Origin of the sequence: Streptomyces sp. W1SF4, assembly GCF_003950035.1 — a bacterium.
GTDB lineage: Bacteria > Actinomycetota > Actinomycetes > Streptomycetales > Streptomycetaceae > Streptomyces > Streptomyces racemochromogenes.
In genome coordinates this window covers 4,444,541-4,461,761 of the sequence record NZ_CP034350.1, presented here as the reverse complement: position 1 = coordinate 4,461,761, position 17,221 = coordinate 4,444,541, and the positions used below count along the sequence as shown (strand labels likewise).

At 69.3% G+C, this 17,221-nt stretch carries 17 protein-coding genes; 4 read left to right on the top strand and 13 right to left on the bottom strand.

Annotated features, from left to right (window positions below; translation table 11 throughout):
- Nucleotides 1-2: 2 nt before the first annotated feature.
- From rpsC to rpsL, 13 genes are all read right to left on the bottom strand, one after another.
- Complete coding sequence (rpsC, locus tag D1J60_RS20895; RefSeq protein WP_007265905.1) at nucleotides 3-842, bottom strand: 30S ribosomal protein S3; 840 nt, start codon at nucleotides 840-842, stop codon at nucleotides 3-5.
- Nucleotides 842-1,189 carry a 50S ribosomal protein L22 gene (gene rplV / locus D1J60_RS20890; protein ID WP_007265904.1) on the bottom strand — a complete coding sequence of 116 codons (348 nt, stop codon included), beginning with the start codon at nucleotides 1,187-1,189 and terminating at the stop codon, nucleotides 842-844. The genes rpsC and rplV overlap by 1 nt, the downstream gene beginning before the upstream one ends.
- A gap of 43 nt (nucleotides 1,190-1,232) precedes the next feature.
- Complete coding sequence (rpsS, locus tag D1J60_RS20885) at nucleotides 1,233-1,514, bottom strand: 30S ribosomal protein S19 (RefSeq protein WP_007265903.1); 282 nt, start codon at nucleotides 1,512-1,514, stop codon at nucleotides 1,233-1,235.
- 12 nt (nucleotides 1,515-1,526) lie between these two features.
- Nucleotides 1,527-2,363: a 50S ribosomal protein L2 gene (gene rplB, locus D1J60_RS20880; RefSeq protein ID WP_125822122.1), complete on the bottom strand. Its 837-nt coding sequence runs from the start codon at nucleotides 2,361-2,363 to the stop codon at nucleotides 1,527-1,529.
- 39 nt (nucleotides 2,364-2,402) lie between these two features.
- On the bottom strand, nucleotides 2,403-2,726 hold the full coding sequence (rplW, locus tag D1J60_RS20875) for a 50S ribosomal protein L23 (protein WP_007265901.1): 324 nt from the start codon (nucleotides 2,724-2,726) through the stop codon (nucleotides 2,403-2,405).
- The gene (gene rplD, locus D1J60_RS20870; protein ID WP_007265900.1) at nucleotides 2,726-3,376 is read right to left on the bottom strand and encodes a 50S ribosomal protein L4; all 651 of its coding nucleotides are present in this window, start codon (nucleotides 3,374-3,376) and stop codon (nucleotides 2,726-2,728) included. The genes rplW and rplD overlap by 1 nt, the downstream gene beginning before the upstream one ends.
- A gap of 4 nt (nucleotides 3,377-3,380) precedes the next feature.
- A complete protein-coding gene (rplC, locus tag D1J60_RS20865) occupies nucleotides 3,381-4,025 on the bottom strand; it encodes a 50S ribosomal protein L3 (protein WP_125594709.1) in 645 nt (214 codons plus the stop codon).
- A 14-nt stretch (nucleotides 4,026-4,039) separates the two neighbouring features.
- Nucleotides 4,040-4,348, bottom strand: a complete 309-nt coding sequence (rpsJ, locus tag D1J60_RS20860; protein ID WP_003948644.1) for a 30S ribosomal protein S10 — start codon at nucleotides 4,346-4,348, stop codon at nucleotides 4,040-4,042.
- A gap of 452 nt (nucleotides 4,349-4,800) precedes the next feature.
- Complete coding sequence (locus D1J60_RS20855) at nucleotides 4,801-5,976, bottom strand: hypothetical protein (RefSeq protein WP_125822121.1); 1,176 nt, start codon at nucleotides 5,974-5,976, stop codon at nucleotides 4,801-4,803.
- 176 nt (nucleotides 5,977-6,152) lie between these two features.
- Complete coding sequence (gene tuf, locus D1J60_RS20850; RefSeq protein ID WP_125603751.1) at nucleotides 6,153-7,346, bottom strand: elongation factor Tu; 1,194 nt, start codon at nucleotides 7,344-7,346, stop codon at nucleotides 6,153-6,155.
- Between the two features lie 150 nt (nucleotides 7,347-7,496).
- Nucleotides 7,497-9,629 carry an elongation factor G gene (gene fusA / locus D1J60_RS20845; protein ID WP_125603750.1) on the bottom strand — a complete coding sequence of 711 codons (2,133 nt, stop codon included), beginning with the start codon at nucleotides 9,627-9,629 and terminating at the stop codon, nucleotides 7,497-7,499.
- A 39-nt stretch (nucleotides 9,630-9,668) separates the two neighbouring features.
- On the bottom strand, nucleotides 9,669-10,139 hold the full coding sequence (rpsG, locus tag D1J60_RS20840; protein WP_007265894.1) for a 30S ribosomal protein S7: 471 nt from the start codon (nucleotides 10,137-10,139) through the stop codon (nucleotides 9,669-9,671).
- Between the two features lie 2 nt (nucleotides 10,140-10,141).
- Nucleotides 10,142-10,513 carry a 30S ribosomal protein S12 gene (gene rpsL, locus D1J60_RS20835; protein ID WP_007265893.1) on the bottom strand — a complete coding sequence of 124 codons (372 nt, stop codon included), beginning with the start codon at nucleotides 10,511-10,513 and terminating at the stop codon, nucleotides 10,142-10,144.
- 401 nt (nucleotides 10,514-10,914) lie between these two features.
- On the opposite strand from rpsL, the gene D1J60_RS20830 reads away from it, so the two are divergent.
- The 4 genes from D1J60_RS20830 (at nucleotide 10,915) to D1J60_RS20815 (ending at nucleotide 17,217) form a co-directional block, all read left to right on the top strand.
- Nucleotides 10,915-13,398 carry a YfhO family protein gene (locus tag D1J60_RS20830; protein WP_241253343.1) on the top strand — a complete coding sequence of 828 codons (2,484 nt, stop codon included), beginning with the start codon at nucleotides 10,915-10,917 and terminating at the stop codon, nucleotides 13,396-13,398.
- Nucleotides 13,399-13,458: 60 nt separating this feature from the next.
- Nucleotides 13,459-14,172 (top strand): Crp/Fnr family transcriptional regulator, encoded by a 714-nt coding sequence (locus D1J60_RS20825; RefSeq protein WP_125822119.1) that lies wholly within the window; start codon nucleotides 13,459-13,461, stop codon nucleotides 14,170-14,172.
- Nucleotides 14,173-14,296: 124 nt separating this feature from the next.
- The gene (locus tag D1J60_RS20820) at nucleotides 14,297-15,088 is read left to right on the top strand and encodes a hypothetical protein (RefSeq protein WP_206436550.1); all 792 of its coding nucleotides are present in this window, start codon (nucleotides 14,297-14,299) and stop codon (nucleotides 15,086-15,088) included.
- Nucleotides 15,085-17,217, top strand: a complete 2,133-nt coding sequence (locus tag D1J60_RS20815) for a hypothetical protein (protein WP_125822118.1) — start codon at nucleotides 15,085-15,087, stop codon at nucleotides 17,215-17,217. The genes D1J60_RS20820 and D1J60_RS20815 overlap by 4 nt, the downstream gene beginning before the upstream one ends.
- The last annotated feature ends 4 nt before the right edge of the window (nucleotides 17,218-17,221 follow it).

Genomic DNA, 17,221 nt, shown 5'->3' with positions numbered 1-17,221 from the left:
GGTCAGGCCTCCGTTCCGGTGCTCTCAGCCGGAGCGGCGGCGGGGGCGTCGGCCTTGGGGGCCTCGGCACCAGCAGCCTGCTGCGGCTTGCGGCCACCACGGCCGCCGCGCTCGCCACCACGGCCACCACGGCCGGCGGGACGGTCGCCAGCGCCGGCACCACGGGCCGGGCGGTTACCCGCACGGGCCGCGGCGTTCTCGGCGCGAACCTCGGCGATGTTCTTGACGTCGCCCTTGTAGATCCAGACCTTCACGCCGATACGGCCGAAGGTGGTCTTGGCCTCGAAGAAGCCGTAGTCCACGTTCGCGCGCAGCGTGTGCAGCGGCACACGACCCTCGCGGTAGAACTCGGAGCGGGACATCTCGGCGCCGCCGAGACGGCCACCGCACTGGATCTTGATGCCCTTGGCGCCGGCCTTCATGGTGCCCTGCATGCTCTTGCGCATGGCACGACGGAAGGAGACGCGGGAGGAGAGCTGCTCGGCAACGGCCTGGGCAACGAGCTGAGCGTCGAGCTCGGGGTTCTTGACCTCGAGGATGTTCAGCTGGACCTGCTTGCCCGTGAGCTTCTCGAGGTCACCGCGGATGCGGTCGGCCTCGGCGCCACGGCGGCCGATGACGATGCCGGGACGGGCGGTGTGGATGTCCACACGCACGCGGTCACGGGTGCGCTCGATCTCAACCTTCGAGATGCCGGCGCGCTCCATGCCGGACGTCATCATCCGACGGATGGCGACGTCTTCCTTGACGTAGTCCTTGTACAGCTTGTCGGCGTACCAGCGGGACTTGAAGTCCGTGGTGATGCCGAGTCGGAACCCGTGCGGGTTTACCTTCTGGCCCATTACCGGGAACCTTCCTTGCTGCTGACGACCACGGTGATGTGGCTGGTCCGCTTGCGGATCCGGTAGGCACGGCCCTGGGCACGCGGACGGAACCGCTTCAGGGTCGGGCCCTCGTCCACGTACGCCTCGCTGATGACCAGCGTGGAGGCGTCCGGGTGGTTGTAGTTGTGCGCGGCGTTGGCAATGGCGCTGTCCAGCACCTTGCCGACCGGCACGCTCGCGGCCTGCGGGGCGAAACGCAGGACCGCCTGAGCCTCCGTGGCATCCATGCCACGGATGAGGTCCACCACTCGGCGGGCCTTCATGGGCGTGACGCGGATGTACCGCGCCTGGGCCCTGGCTTCCATGGTTGTCCCTTCGGTGTTAGTCATAGTCGTAACCACCCCGCGATTAGCGGCGCTTCGACTTCCGGTCGTCCTTGACGTGGCCGCGGAAGGTGCGAGTCGGCGAGAACTCGCCGAGCTTGTGGCCGACCATCGACTCGGTGACGAACACCGGGACGTGGGTCTTGCCGTTGTGCACCGCGATCGTGTGACCCAGCATGCTGGGGATGATCATCGAGCGACGGGACCAGGTCTTGATGACGTTCTTGGTGCCGGCTTCGTTCTGGGCGTCCACCTTCTTTACGAGGTGGTCGTCGACGAAGGGCCCCTTCTTGAGACTGCGCGGCATCTAAACCCGCTCCTAGCGCTTCTTGTTCGTCTTGCGGCGGCGGACGATGTACTTGCTCGAAGCCTTCTTCGGCGAGCGAGTACGACCCTCCTTCTGACCCCACGGGGAGACCGGGTGGCGACCACCGCTGGTCTTGCCCTCACCACCACCGTGCGGGTGGTCAACCGGGTTCATCGCGACACCGCGGACGGTCGGGCGAACGCCCTTCCAGCGCATGCGGCCGGCCTTGCCCCAGTTGATGTTCGACTGCTCGGCGTTGCCGACCTCGCCGACGGTGGCGCGGCAGCGCGCGTCGACGAGACGGATCTCACCGGACGGCATGCGGAGGTGGGCCATCACGCCCTCCTTCGCGAGCAGCTGCACGGAGGCACCAGCGGAGCGGGCGAACTTCGCGCCGCCACCGGGACGGAGCTCGATCGCGTGGATCGTGGTACCGACCGGGATGTTGCGGAGCGCGAGGTTGTTGCCCGGCTTGATGTCGGCCGTGGGGCCGTTCTCGATCCGGTCACCCTGCTGCAGACCGCGCGGCGCGATGATGTAGCGCTTCTCGCCGTCGGCGTAGTGCAGCAGCGCGATGCGCGCGGTGCGGTTGGGGTCGTACTCGATGTGCGCGACCTTGGCCGGCACGCCGTCCTTGTCGTGACGACGGAAGTCGATCACTCGGTAGGCGCGCTTGTGTCCGCCACCCTGGTGGCGAACGGTGATCCGGCCGGTGTTGTTACGGCCGCCCTTGCTGTGCAGAGGGCGAACCAGCGACTTCTCCGGCGTGGACCGCGTGATCTCGACAAAGTCGGCGACGCTGGAGCCACGACGGCCCGGGGTCGTCGGCTTGTACTTGCGGATACCCATTTCTCAGTCCTCGTCCGATTCCGGACGACTAGACCTCCGTTAGGAGGCCTGGCCGCCGAAGATGTCGATACGGTTGCCCTCGGCAAGGGTCACGATGGCGCGCTTGGTGTTGGCGCGCTTGCCGAAACCGGTCTTGGTGCGCTTGCGCTTACCCTGACGGTTGATCGTGTTGACCCCGGTGACCTTGACCGAGAAGACCGCCTCGACGGCCTGCTTGATCTGGGTCTTGTTGGCGCCGGGCGCGACGATGAACGTGTACTTGTTCTCGTCCAGCAGCGCGTAGCTCTTCTCCGAGACGACCGGCTTGATCAGCAGGTCGCGCGGGTCGGTGAAGGTCTTGCTGGTAACGGTCGCCTCAGACATCAGGCCTCGTTCCCTTCGGTCTCATCGGCCTTGGGGCCAGACACGAAGGACTCGAGCGCGGCCTGGGTGAAGACCACGTCGTCAGAGACGATCACGTCGTACGTGTTCAGCTGGCCCGGCTCCAGGATGTGAACCTGGGGCAGGTTGCGGGCGGACAGCCACGCCAGCTCGTCAGAGCGCTCGGCGACCAGGAGCAGGTTCTTGCGCTCCGAGATCTTGCCGAACAGCGTCTTGGCGGCCTTCGTGGAGGCGGCACCCTCGACCACGCCGGTGACGACGTGGATGCGGGAGTGACGCGCACGGTCCGAGAGGGCACCGCGGAGGGCGGCGGCCTTCATCTTCTTGGGGGTCCGCTGCGAGTAGTCACGCGGCTGCGGGCCGTGGACGACGCCACCGCCGGCGAACTGCGGAGCGCGGGTCGAACCCTGACGGGCGCGGCCGGTGCCCTTCTGGCGGTAAGGCTTCTTGCCACCACCACGGACTTCGCCACGGGTCTTGGTCTTGTGCGTGCCCTGACGGGCAGCTGCCAGCTGGGCGACGACGACCTGGTGGATCAGCGGAACGCTGGTCTTCGCGTCGAAGATCTCCGCGGGGAGCTCGACGGTACCGGCCTTGTCGCCTGCCGGCGAAAGGATGTCAATGGTGCTCATTACCTCAAGCCCCCTTGGCCGCGGTACGGACCAGGACGAGGCCGCCGTTCGGACCGGGGACCGCGCCCTTGATGAGGAGCAGACCCTTCTCCGCGTCAACCGCGTGGATGGTCAGGTTCTGGGTGGTGACGCGCTCGTTACCCATGCGACCGGCCATGCGCATGCCCTTGAAGACACGCCCAGGGGTGGCGCAGCCACCGATCGAACCGGGGGAGCGGTGCTTGCGCTGCACACCGTGACCGGCGCCGAGGCCCCGGAAGTTGTGCCGCTTCATGACACCGGCGAAGCCCTTGCCCTTGCTGTTGCCCGTGACGTCAACCTTGACGCCGGACTCGAAGATCTCAGCGGTGATCTCCTGGCCGAGCGTGTACTCGCTGGCGTCGGAGGTGCGGAGCTCCACCAGGTGGCGGCGGGGGGTCACGTCGGCCTTGGCGAAGTGGCCCTTGAGGGGCTTGTTCACCTTGCGCGGGTCGATCTCGCCGAAGGCGATCTGGACCGACTCGTAGCCGTCGGTGTCGTTGGTACGGACCTGGGTCACGACGCAGGGTCCGGCCTTGACGACGGTCACCGGGACGACACGGTTGTTCTCGTCCCAGACCTGGGTCATGCCGAGCTTCTCGCCCAGGACGCCCTTGATCTGCTTTGCCATCTTCTCGACGCCTCTCAGAGCTTGATCTCGATGTCAACGCCGGCCGGAAGGTCCAGGCGCATCAGCGAGTCAACGGTCTTGGGCGTCGGGTCGAGGATGTCGATCAGGCGCTTGTGCGTGCGCATCTCGAAGTGCTCGCGCGAGTCCTTGTACTTGTGCGGCGACTTGATGACGCAGTACACGTTCTTCTCAGTGGGCAGCGGCACCGGGCCCGCGACCGACGCACCAGTGCGCGTCACCGTCTCGACGATCTTCTTCGCCGAGGAGTCGATGACCTCGTGGTCGTAGGCCTTGAGCCGGATGCGGATCTTCTGTCCCGCCATGGCTACTCCGTAGTCCTGTCTGTGTGTGGAACGCTCTGGCTCCCGGGAGGCTGCGGAACGGGTTCCGCGGCTTCTCTCCGACCCACGCGGTCGGGCGTGTCGCACACCCTCTACAGAAAATTCCCATACGGAAATTCCCTCGTCCAAGGGGATGCGGTCCTGACCGCGTATCGGGGGAGAAACACCCACCGGGTGCCTGGTGGGCACCGTGCTGACACTTCCCAGAAGATTCCCGTACGTCCGCCCTCATTGCTGCCCCGAAAGGCAGATTAAGGACGACGAGTACTGTGGGACTCGCTTCCGGTCCTCCCGGCGGGAGGCGCACAGCATCGGCACTCAACCGAGCAACTTGAGTAGTCTGCCATACGAGACACGTACCTGGCCAATCGGGCCGAAGAGAATACCCCGCCGCGCGGACACGTCAAACCGCGCCACGCGACGGGGATCCCTGGTCAGGACCTCGTCACGGTCCCGCACCCATCGCCCTGAATGTCCCCGCTGCGGTCGTACGGATCCGTGGCCGGCCCGGAGGGCTGGGTTCCGCCGGGTCGGTCCTGCGGGAAGTCCGGGTGCAGGAACCCGCCGGTCGGCTCGCACCGCACGTTCGACCACTCCGCCTTGTACGTGTGCAGCTGCAGCCGCCCCGCCGTGGCCCGCCAGCGCGCCGGGTCCAGCACCGAGAAGGTGATCTGCCGGCGCACGATCGTCCGCTGCACGCTCCGGTCCGCCCTCGCCATCGGGTGCACGAAGGTGTAGTCGGTCACCACCAGCAGCTCACCGGGGTCACCCGCCTCCGCGCGCATGCTGCCGCGCACCTTGACCACGTGCCCCACCGGCTGGACCTCGGCCGGGTCGAAGCGGGTGAACAGGATGGCGGGGCTGTTCTCGCCGCCGCCGGGCTGCGTCAGCGAGCGCTCCAGGCGCTCGGGAACCTCGGGCTGCCGGGGATCGAGGAGCGCCATCGCGGCCTCCGGACGCTCCCCCCGCACGGTCCGCGGGTCCAGGTTGGCCGCGACCAGGAACCGCTTGGCCTTCGACAGGGCGTCCGCCACCGCCTCGCGGGACCAGCCGCCGGTGGCGGCCGCCTCCGGGACCTCGATGCCGGCGGCGCCGTCGGCCCACCGGGCGGCCGGCGAACCGCGGAAGGGCTCCTCCGGGGTCGGACGGTCCGGGTGGGCGGCGTCCGGGGCCGCGGTCGGGCGTACGGACTCCCCGGGCAGCGGCGGGGCCCCAGCGCCCGCCTCGCGGGCTTCCGTCTTGCCGGTCAGCCGGTCGATGAGCAGCTCCGGCCGTACGACGACCAGCGCCAGGGCCGCGATGCCCACGATCGCGGCGGTGGCCCTGAGGCCGCGCCGGCGCCGTCGGCGGTCCTCCGCCTCCTGCCAGGACGGCCCCGTGCGCCAGCCCGGCGGGTCGCCCGGCGTCCGGCGCCCCCGGCGCCCGAGGGCCCCGCGCCGCCCGGCCGCGCGGGCCCGCTCCTGCTCCTCGCGCCGCAGCCGCTCGGTGACCATCCGCGCCCGCGCCGACGGCTCCTTCGGCGCCTGCGCGCTCTCCCGCGCGATCTCCTCGCCGAACCGCTGCCACTCCTCTTCGGAGATCCCCGATCCCCCGGCGTCCTGCCGCCCCATGTCCCCACCCCGAACGTCCGTACGTCGATCCGCGCCGGAGCCTCTCACGGCCCCGTCGCCCCGTCGTTACCGGGGAGTACGACAAAGGCCCCTCCCCCACCGCCGGAGCGGTGGGAAAGGGGCCCTCGCCTCAAACATGGTGCCCGCTGGTGCGAGCTACCAGGTCAGAACACGAATTACTTCGTGATCTTGGTGACCTGGCCGGCGCCGACGGTGCGACCACCCTCACGGATGGCGAACTTCAGGCCCTCCTCCATGGCGACCGGCTGGATCAGCTGGACGGACATGTCGGTGTTGTCGCCCGGCATGACCATCTCGGTGCCCTCGGGGAGGGTCACGACGCCGGTCACGTCCGTGGTACGGAAGTAGAACTGCGGGCGGTAGTTGTTGAAGAACGGGGTGTGACGGCCACCCTCGTCCTTCGACAGGATGTACGCGGCGGCCTCGAACTCGGTGTGCGGCGTGACCGAACCGGGCTTGATGATGACCTGGCCGCGCTCGACGTCCTCGCGCTTGATGCCACGGAGGAGCAGACCGACGTTCTCGCCGGCCTGGCCCTCGTCGAGCAGCTTGCGGAACATCTCGATGCCGGTGACCGTGGTGGTGGTCTTCTCGGTCTTGATGCCGATGATGTCGACGGTCTCGTTGACCTTGAGGACACCACGCTCGATACGACCGGTGACGACGGTGCCACGACCGGTGATCGTGAAGACGTCCTCGACGGGCATGAGGAACGGCTTGTCGGTGTCACGCGGCGGGGTCGGGATCGACTCGTCGACGGCCTTCATGAGGCCGAGGAGCTTCTCGCCCCACTCCTTGTCGCCCTCGAGCGCCTTGAGCGCGGAGACCTGGACGACCGGGAGGTCGTCGCCCGGGAAGTCGTACTCGGAGAGCAGCTCACGGACCTCGAGCTCGACGAGCTCCAGGATCTCCTCGTCGTCCACCATGTCGGCCTTGTTCAGGGCGACGACGATGTACGGAACGCCGACCTGGCGGGCCAGGAGCACGTGCTCCTTGGTCTGCGGCATCGGGCCGTCGGTGGCGGCGACCACGAGGATGGCGCCGTCCATCTGCGCGGCACCGGTGATCATGTTCTTGATGTAGTCCGCGTGACCCGGGCAGTCGACGTGGGCGTAGTGACGCGCCTCGGTCTGGTACTCGACGTGCGCGATGGAGATGGTGATACCGCGCTGGCGCTCCTCAGGAGCCTTGTCGATCTGGTCGAAGGCCGAGGCCTCGTTCAGGTCCGGGTACGCGTCGTGCAGCACCTTGGTAATGGCGGCCGTGAGGGTCGTCTTACCGTGGTCAATGTGACCGATGGTGCCGATGTTGACGTGCGGCTTAGTCCGCTCGAACTTCGCCTTCGCCACGGGGGTCCTCCTGGAGAGTGGTTCTGTACGCCTTACAGATCGGCGCCAGGTGATCTTTGCTGGAAAGCCGGGTTCCCCGGGGCAACGGGAGGGTTGCTCCTGTTGCCCCAGAGGCTCCGGTGACAAGCCTAAAGCGTGTACTCGGAAGAGTTACTCGCCCTTGGCCTTCGCGATGATCTCCTCGGCGACGTTCCGGGGAACCTCGGCGTAGGAGTCGAACTGCATCGAGTAGCTGGCGCGACCCGAGGTCTTGCTGCGGAGGTCGCCGACGTAGCCGAACATCTCCGACAGGGGCACGAGGCCCTTGACGATCTTGGCTCCGTGACGGTCCTCCATGGCCTGGATCTGGCCACGGCGGGAGTTGATGTCGCCGATGACGTCACCCATGGACTCCTCCGGCGTGGTGACCTCGACGGCCATCATCGGCTCGAGGAGCACGGGAGAAGCCTTGCGCGCGGCCTCCTTGAAGGCCTGCGAACCGGCGATCTTGAAGGCGAGCTCGGAGGAGTCGACCTCGTGGTAGCCACCGTCGAGAAGCGTGACGCGGACGCCAGTCATCTCGTAGCCGGCCAGGATGCCGAACTGCATGGCTTCCTGCGCACCGGCGTCGACCGAAGGGATGTACTCCTTCGGCACGCGGCCACCGGTGACCTTGTTGACGAACTCGTACGCCGGACCATCGGCGTCCGTGATCGGCTCGATCGCGATCTGCACCTTGGCGAACTGACCGGTACCACCGGTCTGCTTCTTGTGGGTGTAGTCGTGACGCTCGACGGCCTTGCGGATCGTCTCGCGGTACGCGACCTGCGGCTTGCCGACGTTGGCGACGACCTTGAACTCGCGCTTCATACGGTCGACCAGCACCTCGAGGTGCAGCTCGCCCATACCGCCGAGGATGGTCTGGCCGGTCTCCTCGTCCGAGTGGACGTGGAACGACGGGTCCTCTTCCGCGAGGCGCTGGATGGCGACACCCAGCTTCTCCTGGTCACCCTTCGAGGCGGGCTCGATGGCGACCTGGATGACCGGAGCCGGGAAGTCCATGGACTCCAGGATCACGGGGGCCTTGTCGTCGCAAAGCGTCTCACCGGTGGTGGTCTGCTTCAGGCCCATGACGGCGACGATGTCGCCGGCGCCCACCGCGTCGATCTCCTCACGCTTGTTCGCGTGCATGCGGTAGATCTTGCCGATGCGCTCCTTCTTGCCCTTGACGGAGTTCAGCACCGCGGTGCCGGCCTCCAGGCGGCCCGAGTAAACCCGGACGAAGGTGAGCTTGCCGAGGTGCGGGTCGCTCATGATCTTGAACGCGAGCGCGGCGAGGGGCTCCTCGTCCGACGGCTTGCGCTTGACGACGACCTCGGCGTCCTTGACGTCGTGGCCCTCGATGGCCTCGATGTCGAGCGGCGACGGGAGGTAGCGCACGACGGCGTCGAGCAGGGGCTGGACGCCCTTGTTCTTGAACGCCGTACCGCAGAACACCGCGGTGATCGTGGCTTCGCCCTTGCCCTTGCCGGAGCCGAGGATGATGCGGCGCACGGCCGCGTGCAGCTGCTCTTCGGTCGGCTCTTCGCCACCGAGGTACAGCTCCATCATCTCGTCGTCGTTCTCGGCGACGGTCTCGACGAGCTTGCCGCGCCATTCCTCGGCCAGCTCGGTGTGCGTGGCCGGGATGTCGACGACGTCGTACATCTCGCCCTTGGTGGCCTCGGCGGACCACACGAGGGCCTTCATGCGGACCAGGTCGACGACGCCCTGGAAGTCGGCCTCGGCACCGATCGGGAGCTGCATGACGATCGGAACCGCACCGAGGCGGTCCTTGATCATGTCGACGCAGCGCATGAACTCGGCGCCGGTACGGTCGAGCTTGTTGACGAAGCAGATGCGCGGGACGCCGTAGCGGTCCGCCTGACGCCAAACGGTCTCGGACTGCGGCTCCACACCGGCGACACCGTCGAACACGGTGACGGCACCGTCGAGGACGCGGAGCGAACGCTCCACCTCGACCGTGAAGTCAACGTGACCCGGGGTGTCGATGATGTTGATGGTGTGGTCGACGTCCTCGAGCGGCCAGTGACAGGTCGTCGCGGCCGACGTGATCGTGATGCCGCGCTCCTGCTCCTGCTCCATCCAGTCCATCGTGGCAGCGCCGTCGTGGACCTCACCGATCTTGTAAGACACACCGGTGTAGAACAGGATGCGCTCGGTGGTGGTCGTCTTGCCCGCGTCGATGTGGGCCATGATGCCGATGTTGCGCACCTTGGCCAGGTCAAGCGAAGTGGTAGCCATAAGGCTTCGGTCTTCTCTCGGTCTCGATGTGGGGTGGGACTACCAGCGGTAGTGCGCGAAGGCCTTGTTGGACTCGGCCATCTTGTGCGTGTCCTCGCGCTTCTTGACGGCAGCGCCAAGACCGTTGGAGGCGTCGAGCAGCTCGTTCATGAGGCGCTCGGTCATGGTCTTCTCACGACGGGCGCGGGAGTAACCCACGAGCCAGCGGAGGGCCAGGGTCGACTGGCGACCCGGCTTGACCTCGACGGGGACCTGGTAGGTCGCGCCACCGACACGGCGGGACTTGACCTCGAGGGACGGCTTCACGTTCTCCAGCGCGCGCTTCAGCGTGATGACCGGGTCGTTGCCGGTCTTCTCGCGGAGGCCTTCCATGGCGCCGTAGACGATGCGCTCGGCGGTGGAGCGCTTGCCGTTCAGCAGGATCTTGTTGATGAGCGAGGTCACCAGAGGAGATGCGTAGACCGGGTCGATGATGACCGGGCGCTTCGGGGCGGGGCCCTTACGAGGCATTCTTACTTCTCCTTCTTGGCGCCGTAGCGGCTGCGGGCCTGCTTGCGGTTCTTGACAGCCTGGGTGTCAAGCGCACCGCGGATGATCTTGTAACGAACACCCGGCAGGTCCTTCACACGGCCACCACGCACGAGCACGATCGAGTGCTCCTGCAGGTTGTGTCCCTCACCCGGAATGTAAGCGGTGACCTCGATGCCGGAGGTCAGACGCACACGCGCGACCTTACGGAGCGCCGAGTTCGGCTTCTTCGGGGTGGTCGTGAACACACGCGTGCAGACGCCGCGACGCTGGGGCGAGGCCTCGAGCGCGGGGGTCTTTGTCTTCTCGACCTTGTCCTGCCGGCCCTTGCGGACCAGCTGCTGGATCGTAGGCACTACTTCTCCGGTTTCTGTGTGCCGTGTAGTGAAGCTAACCTGGAACTTTGCCGACCCACGCGGTCGGGTGTGTCGGATCCGGCGGACCTCCCCGCACATGCGGAAAGACGCGTGGATCGCGGTGGCCGTTGACGCTCGCGTGCGGTTGATGGACACGCACGGGAGCCCAGGCACACCCCAGGCACAAGGTCTGAGCGTACCCACCGCATCCACTCCGGTCAAAACATAAGCCGCCCCGCCACCGCCGCGACGACCGCACAGCTCAGGCGCCGCACGGGCGGGACGGCCCGGGAAGGGCCGGGCGCGCGGACCGCGCACCGGCGTGGTAGGGAGGGCGAACTACACTGCCCAGCGAATCCCAGCGAGTCAGTCCAAAACGTACGAGCGCCAGGAGCAGGACATTGGGGACGGTCACACCGCAGCCGACGACGGCGGAGAACCCGCCCCCCGACGGCGGCCGAACCCCCACGTCACGGCGGCGCGCCGCCCTCTCCCGGCTGTACGGGCCCCTGCTCGCCTTCCTCGTCACCTCGGGCGCCTTCTGCGCGGCCTGGGCGGCCCGGGGCACCTTCCCCTTCGGGAACAAGGGCCGGGCCATCAACGACCAGGCCAACCAGTACGTCCCGTTCCACCGCGCCCTGTGGGACCTGGTCCACGGCCAGGCCGCCGGCGACGTGCTGTTCACCTGGCGGGGAGGCTTCGGACAACAGTTCCTGTCCGACTACTACACCTACCTGGGCAACCCCTTCTCCTGGCTGGCCGTCCTCGTGCCCCGCGACCACGTCGACCTGGCCGTCTTCGTGATCACCCCGGTCACCATGGGCACCGCGGCCGCGGTGATGACGGTCTACCTGGGCAAGCTGCACCCCGGCCCGTGGTGGCAGCGCGGGGTCCTCGGCGCCTGCTACGGCCTGTGCGGCTGGGCCCTCAGCGACGCCTCGTACATCCCGATGTGGCTCTGGGGCCTGGTGGCCCTCCCGCTGCTCGGCATCGCCGTCGAGTGGTGCCTGGAGGGGCGCCGCTGGCCAGGGGTGGCGCTGCTGGTCGCCCTCGCCTGGTTCGGGAACTTCTACACCGCCATGATGGCCACGATGGCCGCCTGCGTCCTGCTGGCCGTCCGCCTGGTCACCCTGGACCTGACCGGCGCCCAGCGCCTGCGCGCCCTGTGGCGCGCGGCGACCGCCGCCGCCACCGGCATCCTGCTGACCCTCCCCCTCCTGCTGCCGTCGTTCCTGTCCAGCGGGGCGGCCCAGCCCACCAAGGCCGGAGCCTTCGACCCGGTCCGCATCGAGATCTTCCTGTCCGGCATGCTCCCGGCCACGCACCTGTGGGGCGGCCGCCCGCGCCTGTACGTGGCCTCGCTGGGCCTGATCCTGGCGGGCGGCTTCCTGCTCAACACCCGCATCGCGGCCCGCACCCGCCTGACGTGGGCGGCGGCCACCCTCCTCGTCCTGGTCTCCTTCCAGTTCCCCCCGACGCAGTACGTGTGGCACGGCCTGGCGGTGCCGAACGGCAACCCGTACCGCGAGGCGTTCGTGTTCAGCGGGATGGTCGTCGTCCTGGCCTGGCTCGCCCTGGCCAACCGCCCGCGCCCCCTCCACCTGGCCCTGTCGGCCGGCCTGCTCCTGCTGGCCACCTTCCTCCTGCGCCACACGAACGACTTCGGCGGCTGGACCTGGCCGGCCGTGCTCGCGGGCGGCGCCGCGTCCCTGCTGGCCCTGCTCCTGCTCACCCAGGCGGACCGGCACCGGGCCCTCCTCCCCCTGGCCGCCCTCCTCATGACCGGCGTGGTCTTCGCCGAATCGACCGTCGCCGCGGCCAACGCGGACGCCCGCCGCTCCCGCGAGCGCTGGGCGGCCCCCGTCCCGACCTCGAACCGCTCCATCACGAACCACTACGAAGCGGTCCGCAGCGTGGACGGCTGGCCCGCCTACCGGACGGACTCGGGCGCGCCGCAGACCTCGTACAACGACGCCCTCGCCCTGCGGGCGGAGGGCCCGCAGTACTACAGCAGCTACCTCCCGGAAGCCACCTACAAGGCCCTGGAACCGCTGGGCTACGGCTTCAAGAACGACGGCCGGACCTTCTTCGGCGCCGACAACCCGGTGCTCGACGCGATCTTCTCCATCGGCGCCCGCGTCCGCCCGGGCACGGAGCCGAACACCTGGACGGCGACGAAGCAGCCGGCCCCGCCCCTGGTCACCCTCCGCACCACCCCCTACACCTCGCCCAACCCCTCGGACTCGGTCTACGCCCACCAGGAGAACGTCCTGGGCGCGACGGTGTACGAGGTCCCGCGGACCACCCGCACGGGCACCCCCACCACCCAGACGTACGCCGCCCGGTGCACCCCCGGCTCCCAGGCCTACTGGTACTCCCCCGCCCTGTACGGCACCCTCCGCACGCCGGACTCCACCCGCCCCCTGGAGGACCGCATGACGGGCGTCGTCCCCCTGGGCCCGGTCCCCGCCTCGGGCGAGGTCACCGCGACGGTGGAGACCCGCACGGAGAACGCCACCGCCGGCCCGACCCCCATCGGCTGCCTGGACCGCACCGCCCTGGAGACCGCCGTCAGCACCCTGAATTCGACCGGCGCCACCTCGGTCCGCACCGGCGGCCACACCCTGGAGGCCACCCTCCCCCCGAACACCACCGGCACCGCCGTCCTCGCGGTGACGAACATCCCCGGCTGGCAGTGCTCGGCCCCGATCCGCGACTTCCACGGCCTCCTCTCCCTCCCGGTCACCCCGACCACCCGCACCCTCTCCTGCACCTTCACCCCCAAGGGCCTCCCCCCGGGCCTCGCAGCCGCCGCCCTGGCCCTCCTCACCCTGACCTCGGTCACGACGGCCGGTCACCTGAGGCGCCGCCGCCAAATCCGCTGATCCCCCGCCGCGCCTTCCCGGTGGCCAGTACATTGACCGCCCTGACGACGGGGGGCGCGCATGGCAGTGGAGCACGTGGCGGATGACGGAGGGCTGGACGACCGAGTCCCCTTCCTGGCCCGCCTGGAGGACGAGGACGGCGCAGCGTTACGGGCGCTGGGCCGCGAGCTGACGTTCGCGCCCCGCACACACCTCATCCACCAGAACGAGCCCGCCGCCCACGTCCTGCTGATCCTGCAGGGCTGGACGAAGGTCACCACCTCCGCCGCCAACGGCAAAGAGGCCCTGCTCGCCCTGCGCGGCCCGGGCGACATCGTCGGCGAATCCGCCGCCCTGACGGGGCGCGCCCGCTCCGCCACCGTGACCGCGCTCGAACCCGTGCGCGCCGTGGCTGTCGCCCCCGAGCGCTTCCGCTCCTTCCTCGCCCGCGTCCCCGCTGCAGCCTTCGAACTCCTGGCCCTCACGTCGGACCGCGCACGTGCCGGCGATCGGAGGCGGCTGGAGTTCGCCTCGCTGAGCGTCCGCGAGCGGCTCGCCGTGCTCCTGCAGGACCTGGCACGGACCCACGGCCGGCGCACCGAGGGAGGGATCGAGATCACCGTCCCCCTCAGCAAGCAGGAGATAGGCGGGGCCATCGGGGCGTCCCGCGAGATGGTCCAGCGCGAGCTCAAGCACCTGCGCGACCGCGGGGTCGTCATCACGGGCCGCCGCACCACGGTGATCGCGCGCCCGGACGTACTGCGCCGGATCGCGCGGGCGCAGGGCGAGAGCTGACCCGTCCCCTTCAGTGCAGGCCGTCACACTCCGGGTGTGTCATCCGCCCTCTCGGCGGCGCGCCCGCCTGCGCCAACCTCTTCTCACGAGCCGTCACCACGGGAATCCACCACGAGAGGCGATCATGACCAACCCGCTGCCCCGGAGTTTCCTCCTCGTCGACACGGAGCGGTTCAGTGACCGTGACGACGTCCAGCAGACCTACCTTCGCCGGATGCTGTACGACGTCGTGGACCGGACCCTGCTCGCCGCTGGGGTCGACGGGACGTTACGGCTGCGCGCCGACCGGGGTGACTCGGTCATGGAGCTGATCGACCCGCACGTCCCCCTGAACGTCCTGCTCCGCACCCTGCTGACGGAGGTCCCCGCCCAGCTCCGCGCGATGAACCGGCTGGCGGCCAGCTCGGCCCAGCTCCGGCTTCGGGTGGTGCTCGCGAGCGGCATGGTCATGATCGACGAACACGACGGCTGGGTGGGTACCGACCTCAACGAAGCCTGTCGGCTGCTGGACGGCGAACCGCTGCGGGCGGCGCTGCGCGAGCGGACGGATGACTACGCCCTCTGCGTATCCCCCTCGGTTCACACCGGGATCGTGCGTCACAACCATCCGGGGATCCCCGCGGAGGAGTTCCACGAGGTCACGGTGCCCAGCAAGAACGGCCCGCTCCGGGCCTGGCTGCACGGGCCCCTGCCCGCGGGATCGGGCGCCGAGCCCGCGGCGGCCCCGGCTCCGGAGGCCCCTCGGGGACCCGGAGGAGCGGGAGAGGGGGTGGAAACCGTCGGAGAGGGCCGACCGGACGTCGCCGGAATCCGCTTCCAGGGCGTCAACGACGGGATCCTCGCCGGTCACATCGAGGGCAACGCCGTCCGTGCCGGCGTGGTCCACGGCGACATCATCTTCGGTGACCGCCGGTGAGCGACCAGCCGGACCAGCCCGCGGACCCTGCCGGAGAGCCTGAGCAGGCAGCGGGGGAGGACGGGGAAGCGCCCGAACAGGAGAAGAAGACGGAGGAAGAGGCCCAGCAGCCCTGGGCCACCCGTCGTGAGCTGCACGCGCACGCACCCAAGTCGATGGCGTTCGACGGCACCAACCACGGCGTCGTGGCCGACCGGATCTTCGGCAACGTCACCACGGAGATCCACTACAGCTTCGGCGGCCTGGGCAGCGACGCCCCGGCATCGGGGGAGATCCCGCCCGCGTACCTGGACCGGCTGTCCGACGTCTTCGTCGACGAGGGGACCCGCTTCGCGCAGCTCCGCGACCGGCTCCTGAAGGAGCAGGTCCTCGTCCTCACGGGCACGCCCTTCACCGGACGCCGGGCTGCCGCCTTGATGCTCCTCCGCTCGGTGGGCGCCACCCCGGTGCACGCCCTGGACGGCACCACGACCCCGGGGAACCTCGCAGGCCTGTTGAGCCCGCCCGGCAAAGCCGGCGGCTACCTGCTGTGCGACCTGAACACCAGCCGGGACGACCCCCTGCGCGAAGCGCAGTTCAATCGCCTCCGCGACCTCCTGCACGAACGGGAGACCCACCTGGTGATCACCACGGGTGTGGGGTCGTACCTGGAGGACGCCATCCGTCCGGAGGAGTGGAAACCTCCGGGCCAGAAGGCGGTCCTGGCCGCCCGGCTCACCGTGGACGTCGGAGCCGAGGCCGCCTCCCGTTTGCTCGCCCTTCCGGCCGTCGACGAGTTCCTCGCTCGCGACCACCAACTCCGCGAGGTCGTCGGGTACGCGACCGAGTTGCGCCAGTACGCGGTGGGCCTGCGCGACGAGAGCGAGCTGGCCGACTACTCCCTGCGCGCGCTGAAGGACCAGGTGCGCGAGTGGTTCGCGGAGCCCGAGGAGATCGTCCATTTGCGGGAGAAGGCCTTCCTCATCGCCTTGGCCGCCTTCGACGGCGGCCCGTACGCCCTGACGGCAGAGCTCAGCGACCTGCTGTACTCCCAGCTCCAGCGGGTCGGCGACCCCAAGCGATACGAGGCCATCCCCGTCTTCAGCACCCACATCGGCAAACGGCTCCAGCTCGCCCGGGCGGGAACGTACCCGGAGCGCGAGGACACCGAGTGGGGCGAGGTCACCCAGCTCAAAGCAGCCTTCCGCGACGACCGGACCGCGCTCGTCCTGCTGCCGGAGGTGTGGACCGGCCATCCCGCCGCCCGGCCCGCCCTGGTGAAGTGGCTGAACGAGCTGGCGGACGACGGCCGGCCCCTGGTGCGTACCCGTGCCGCGGCCACCGCGGCCGTACTCGCGCGCACGGACCTGCCGTCCGCGATGGCCCTGATCATCGAGCCCTGGGCCCGCTCGGACAGGGCTCGGAGGCGGACGACGGCAGTCAGCGCCCTCACCCTCGCCCACCAGATCGACGCGCCGAACATCCCCCGCATCGTCGACGCCTGGAGCGCGGACGCCGACGATCCCCGCCCCTGCTGGGTCGCGGTGCGGGCCCAGGGGCTGATCGGGACCGAGCGCCCGGAGGCCGCCCTGGCCGCCCTGCGTGCGCAGGCACACCGGCAGCACGGCAAGAAGAAGCCGGACCCGCAGGTGCGCGACGAACTCCCGAAGTCCGTCGCCCTCCTCCTGCTCTCGCCCCGGGCGGACAGCGTCCTCGCCGAGCTGCTGCGGACCCTCCCCGACCACCGTTCGACCCATGAGCTCGCCGTGCGCGGCTTCCTCACCGCCTGCGGCCGACGGGACGAGGAGGCCGGACACGGCCGCCCGCTGGTCCTCGACTGGTACGCACGCGCCGACCAGGACGACACTCCGACGGCGCCCGCGATCGTGCGGCTCCTGCGCGACGCCCTCGACGACCGCGCCTATACGGAGGACGCGGAGCAGGTGCTGCGCGGCTGGATCCGGGCCGCCGACCAGGACGAGAAGACGGAATGGGCACTGGCCTCGCTGCTGACCAGGCTGGCCGCGACCCCCCGCGAGACCTCCCGCCTGGACTACCTGCTGCGCAACCCGCAGGGCGTGGACGGCGGCCCGTATCCGGAGGTCGCCACCCGCCTGCGCGTCGCGCTCACCCGCCCCACGTCCGCCTGAAGGG

Excerpts from the sequence above, each read along its gene's own strand:
- D1J60_RS20825 (WP_125822119.1), top strand. The coding sequence starts at position 13,459 with ATGGCAGTGGAGCACGTGGCGGATGACGGAGGGCTGGACGACCGAGTC.
- fusA (WP_125603750.1), bottom strand. The coding sequence starts at position 9,629 with ATGGCTACCACTTCGCTTGACCTGGCCAAGGTGCGCAACATCGGCATC.
- rpsC (WP_007265905.1), bottom strand. The coding sequence starts at position 842 with ATGGGCCAGAAGGTAAACCCGCACGGGTTCCGACTCGGCATCACCACG.
- rpsG (WP_007265894.1), bottom strand. The coding sequence starts at position 10,139 with ATGCCTCGTAAGGGCCCCGCCCCGAAGCGCCCGGTCATCATCGACCCG.
- rplD (WP_007265900.1), bottom strand. The coding sequence starts at position 3,376 with ATGAGCACCATTGACATCCTTTCGCCGGCAGGCGACAAGGCCGGTACC.
- rplV (WP_007265904.1), bottom strand. The coding sequence starts at position 1,189 with ATGGAAGCCAGGGCCCAGGCGCGGTACATCCGCGTCACGCCCATGAAG.
- rplB (WP_125822122.1), bottom strand. The coding sequence starts at position 2,363 with ATGGGTATCCGCAAGTACAAGCCGACGACCCCGGGCCGTCGTGGCTCC.
- rpsS (WP_007265903.1), bottom strand. The coding sequence starts at position 1,514 with ATGCCGCGCAGTCTCAAGAAGGGGCCCTTCGTCGACGACCACCTCGTA.
- rplC (WP_125594709.1), bottom strand. The coding sequence starts at position 4,025 with ATGGCAAAGCAGATCAAGGGCGTCCTGGGCGAGAAGCTCGGCATGACC.
- rplW (WP_007265901.1), bottom strand. The coding sequence starts at position 2,726 with ATGTCTGAGGCGACCGTTACCAGCAAGACCTTCACCGACCCGCGCGAC.
- rpsJ (WP_003948644.1), bottom strand. The coding sequence starts at position 4,348 with ATGGCGGGACAGAAGATCCGCATCCGGCTCAAGGCCTACGACCACGAG.
- D1J60_RS20855 (WP_125822121.1), bottom strand. The coding sequence starts at position 5,976 with ATGGGGCGGCAGGACGCCGGGGGATCGGGGATCTCCGAAGAGGAGTGG.
- D1J60_RS20820 (WP_206436550.1), top strand. The coding sequence starts at position 14,297 with ATGACCAACCCGCTGCCCCGGAGTTTCCTCCTCGTCGACACGGAGCGG.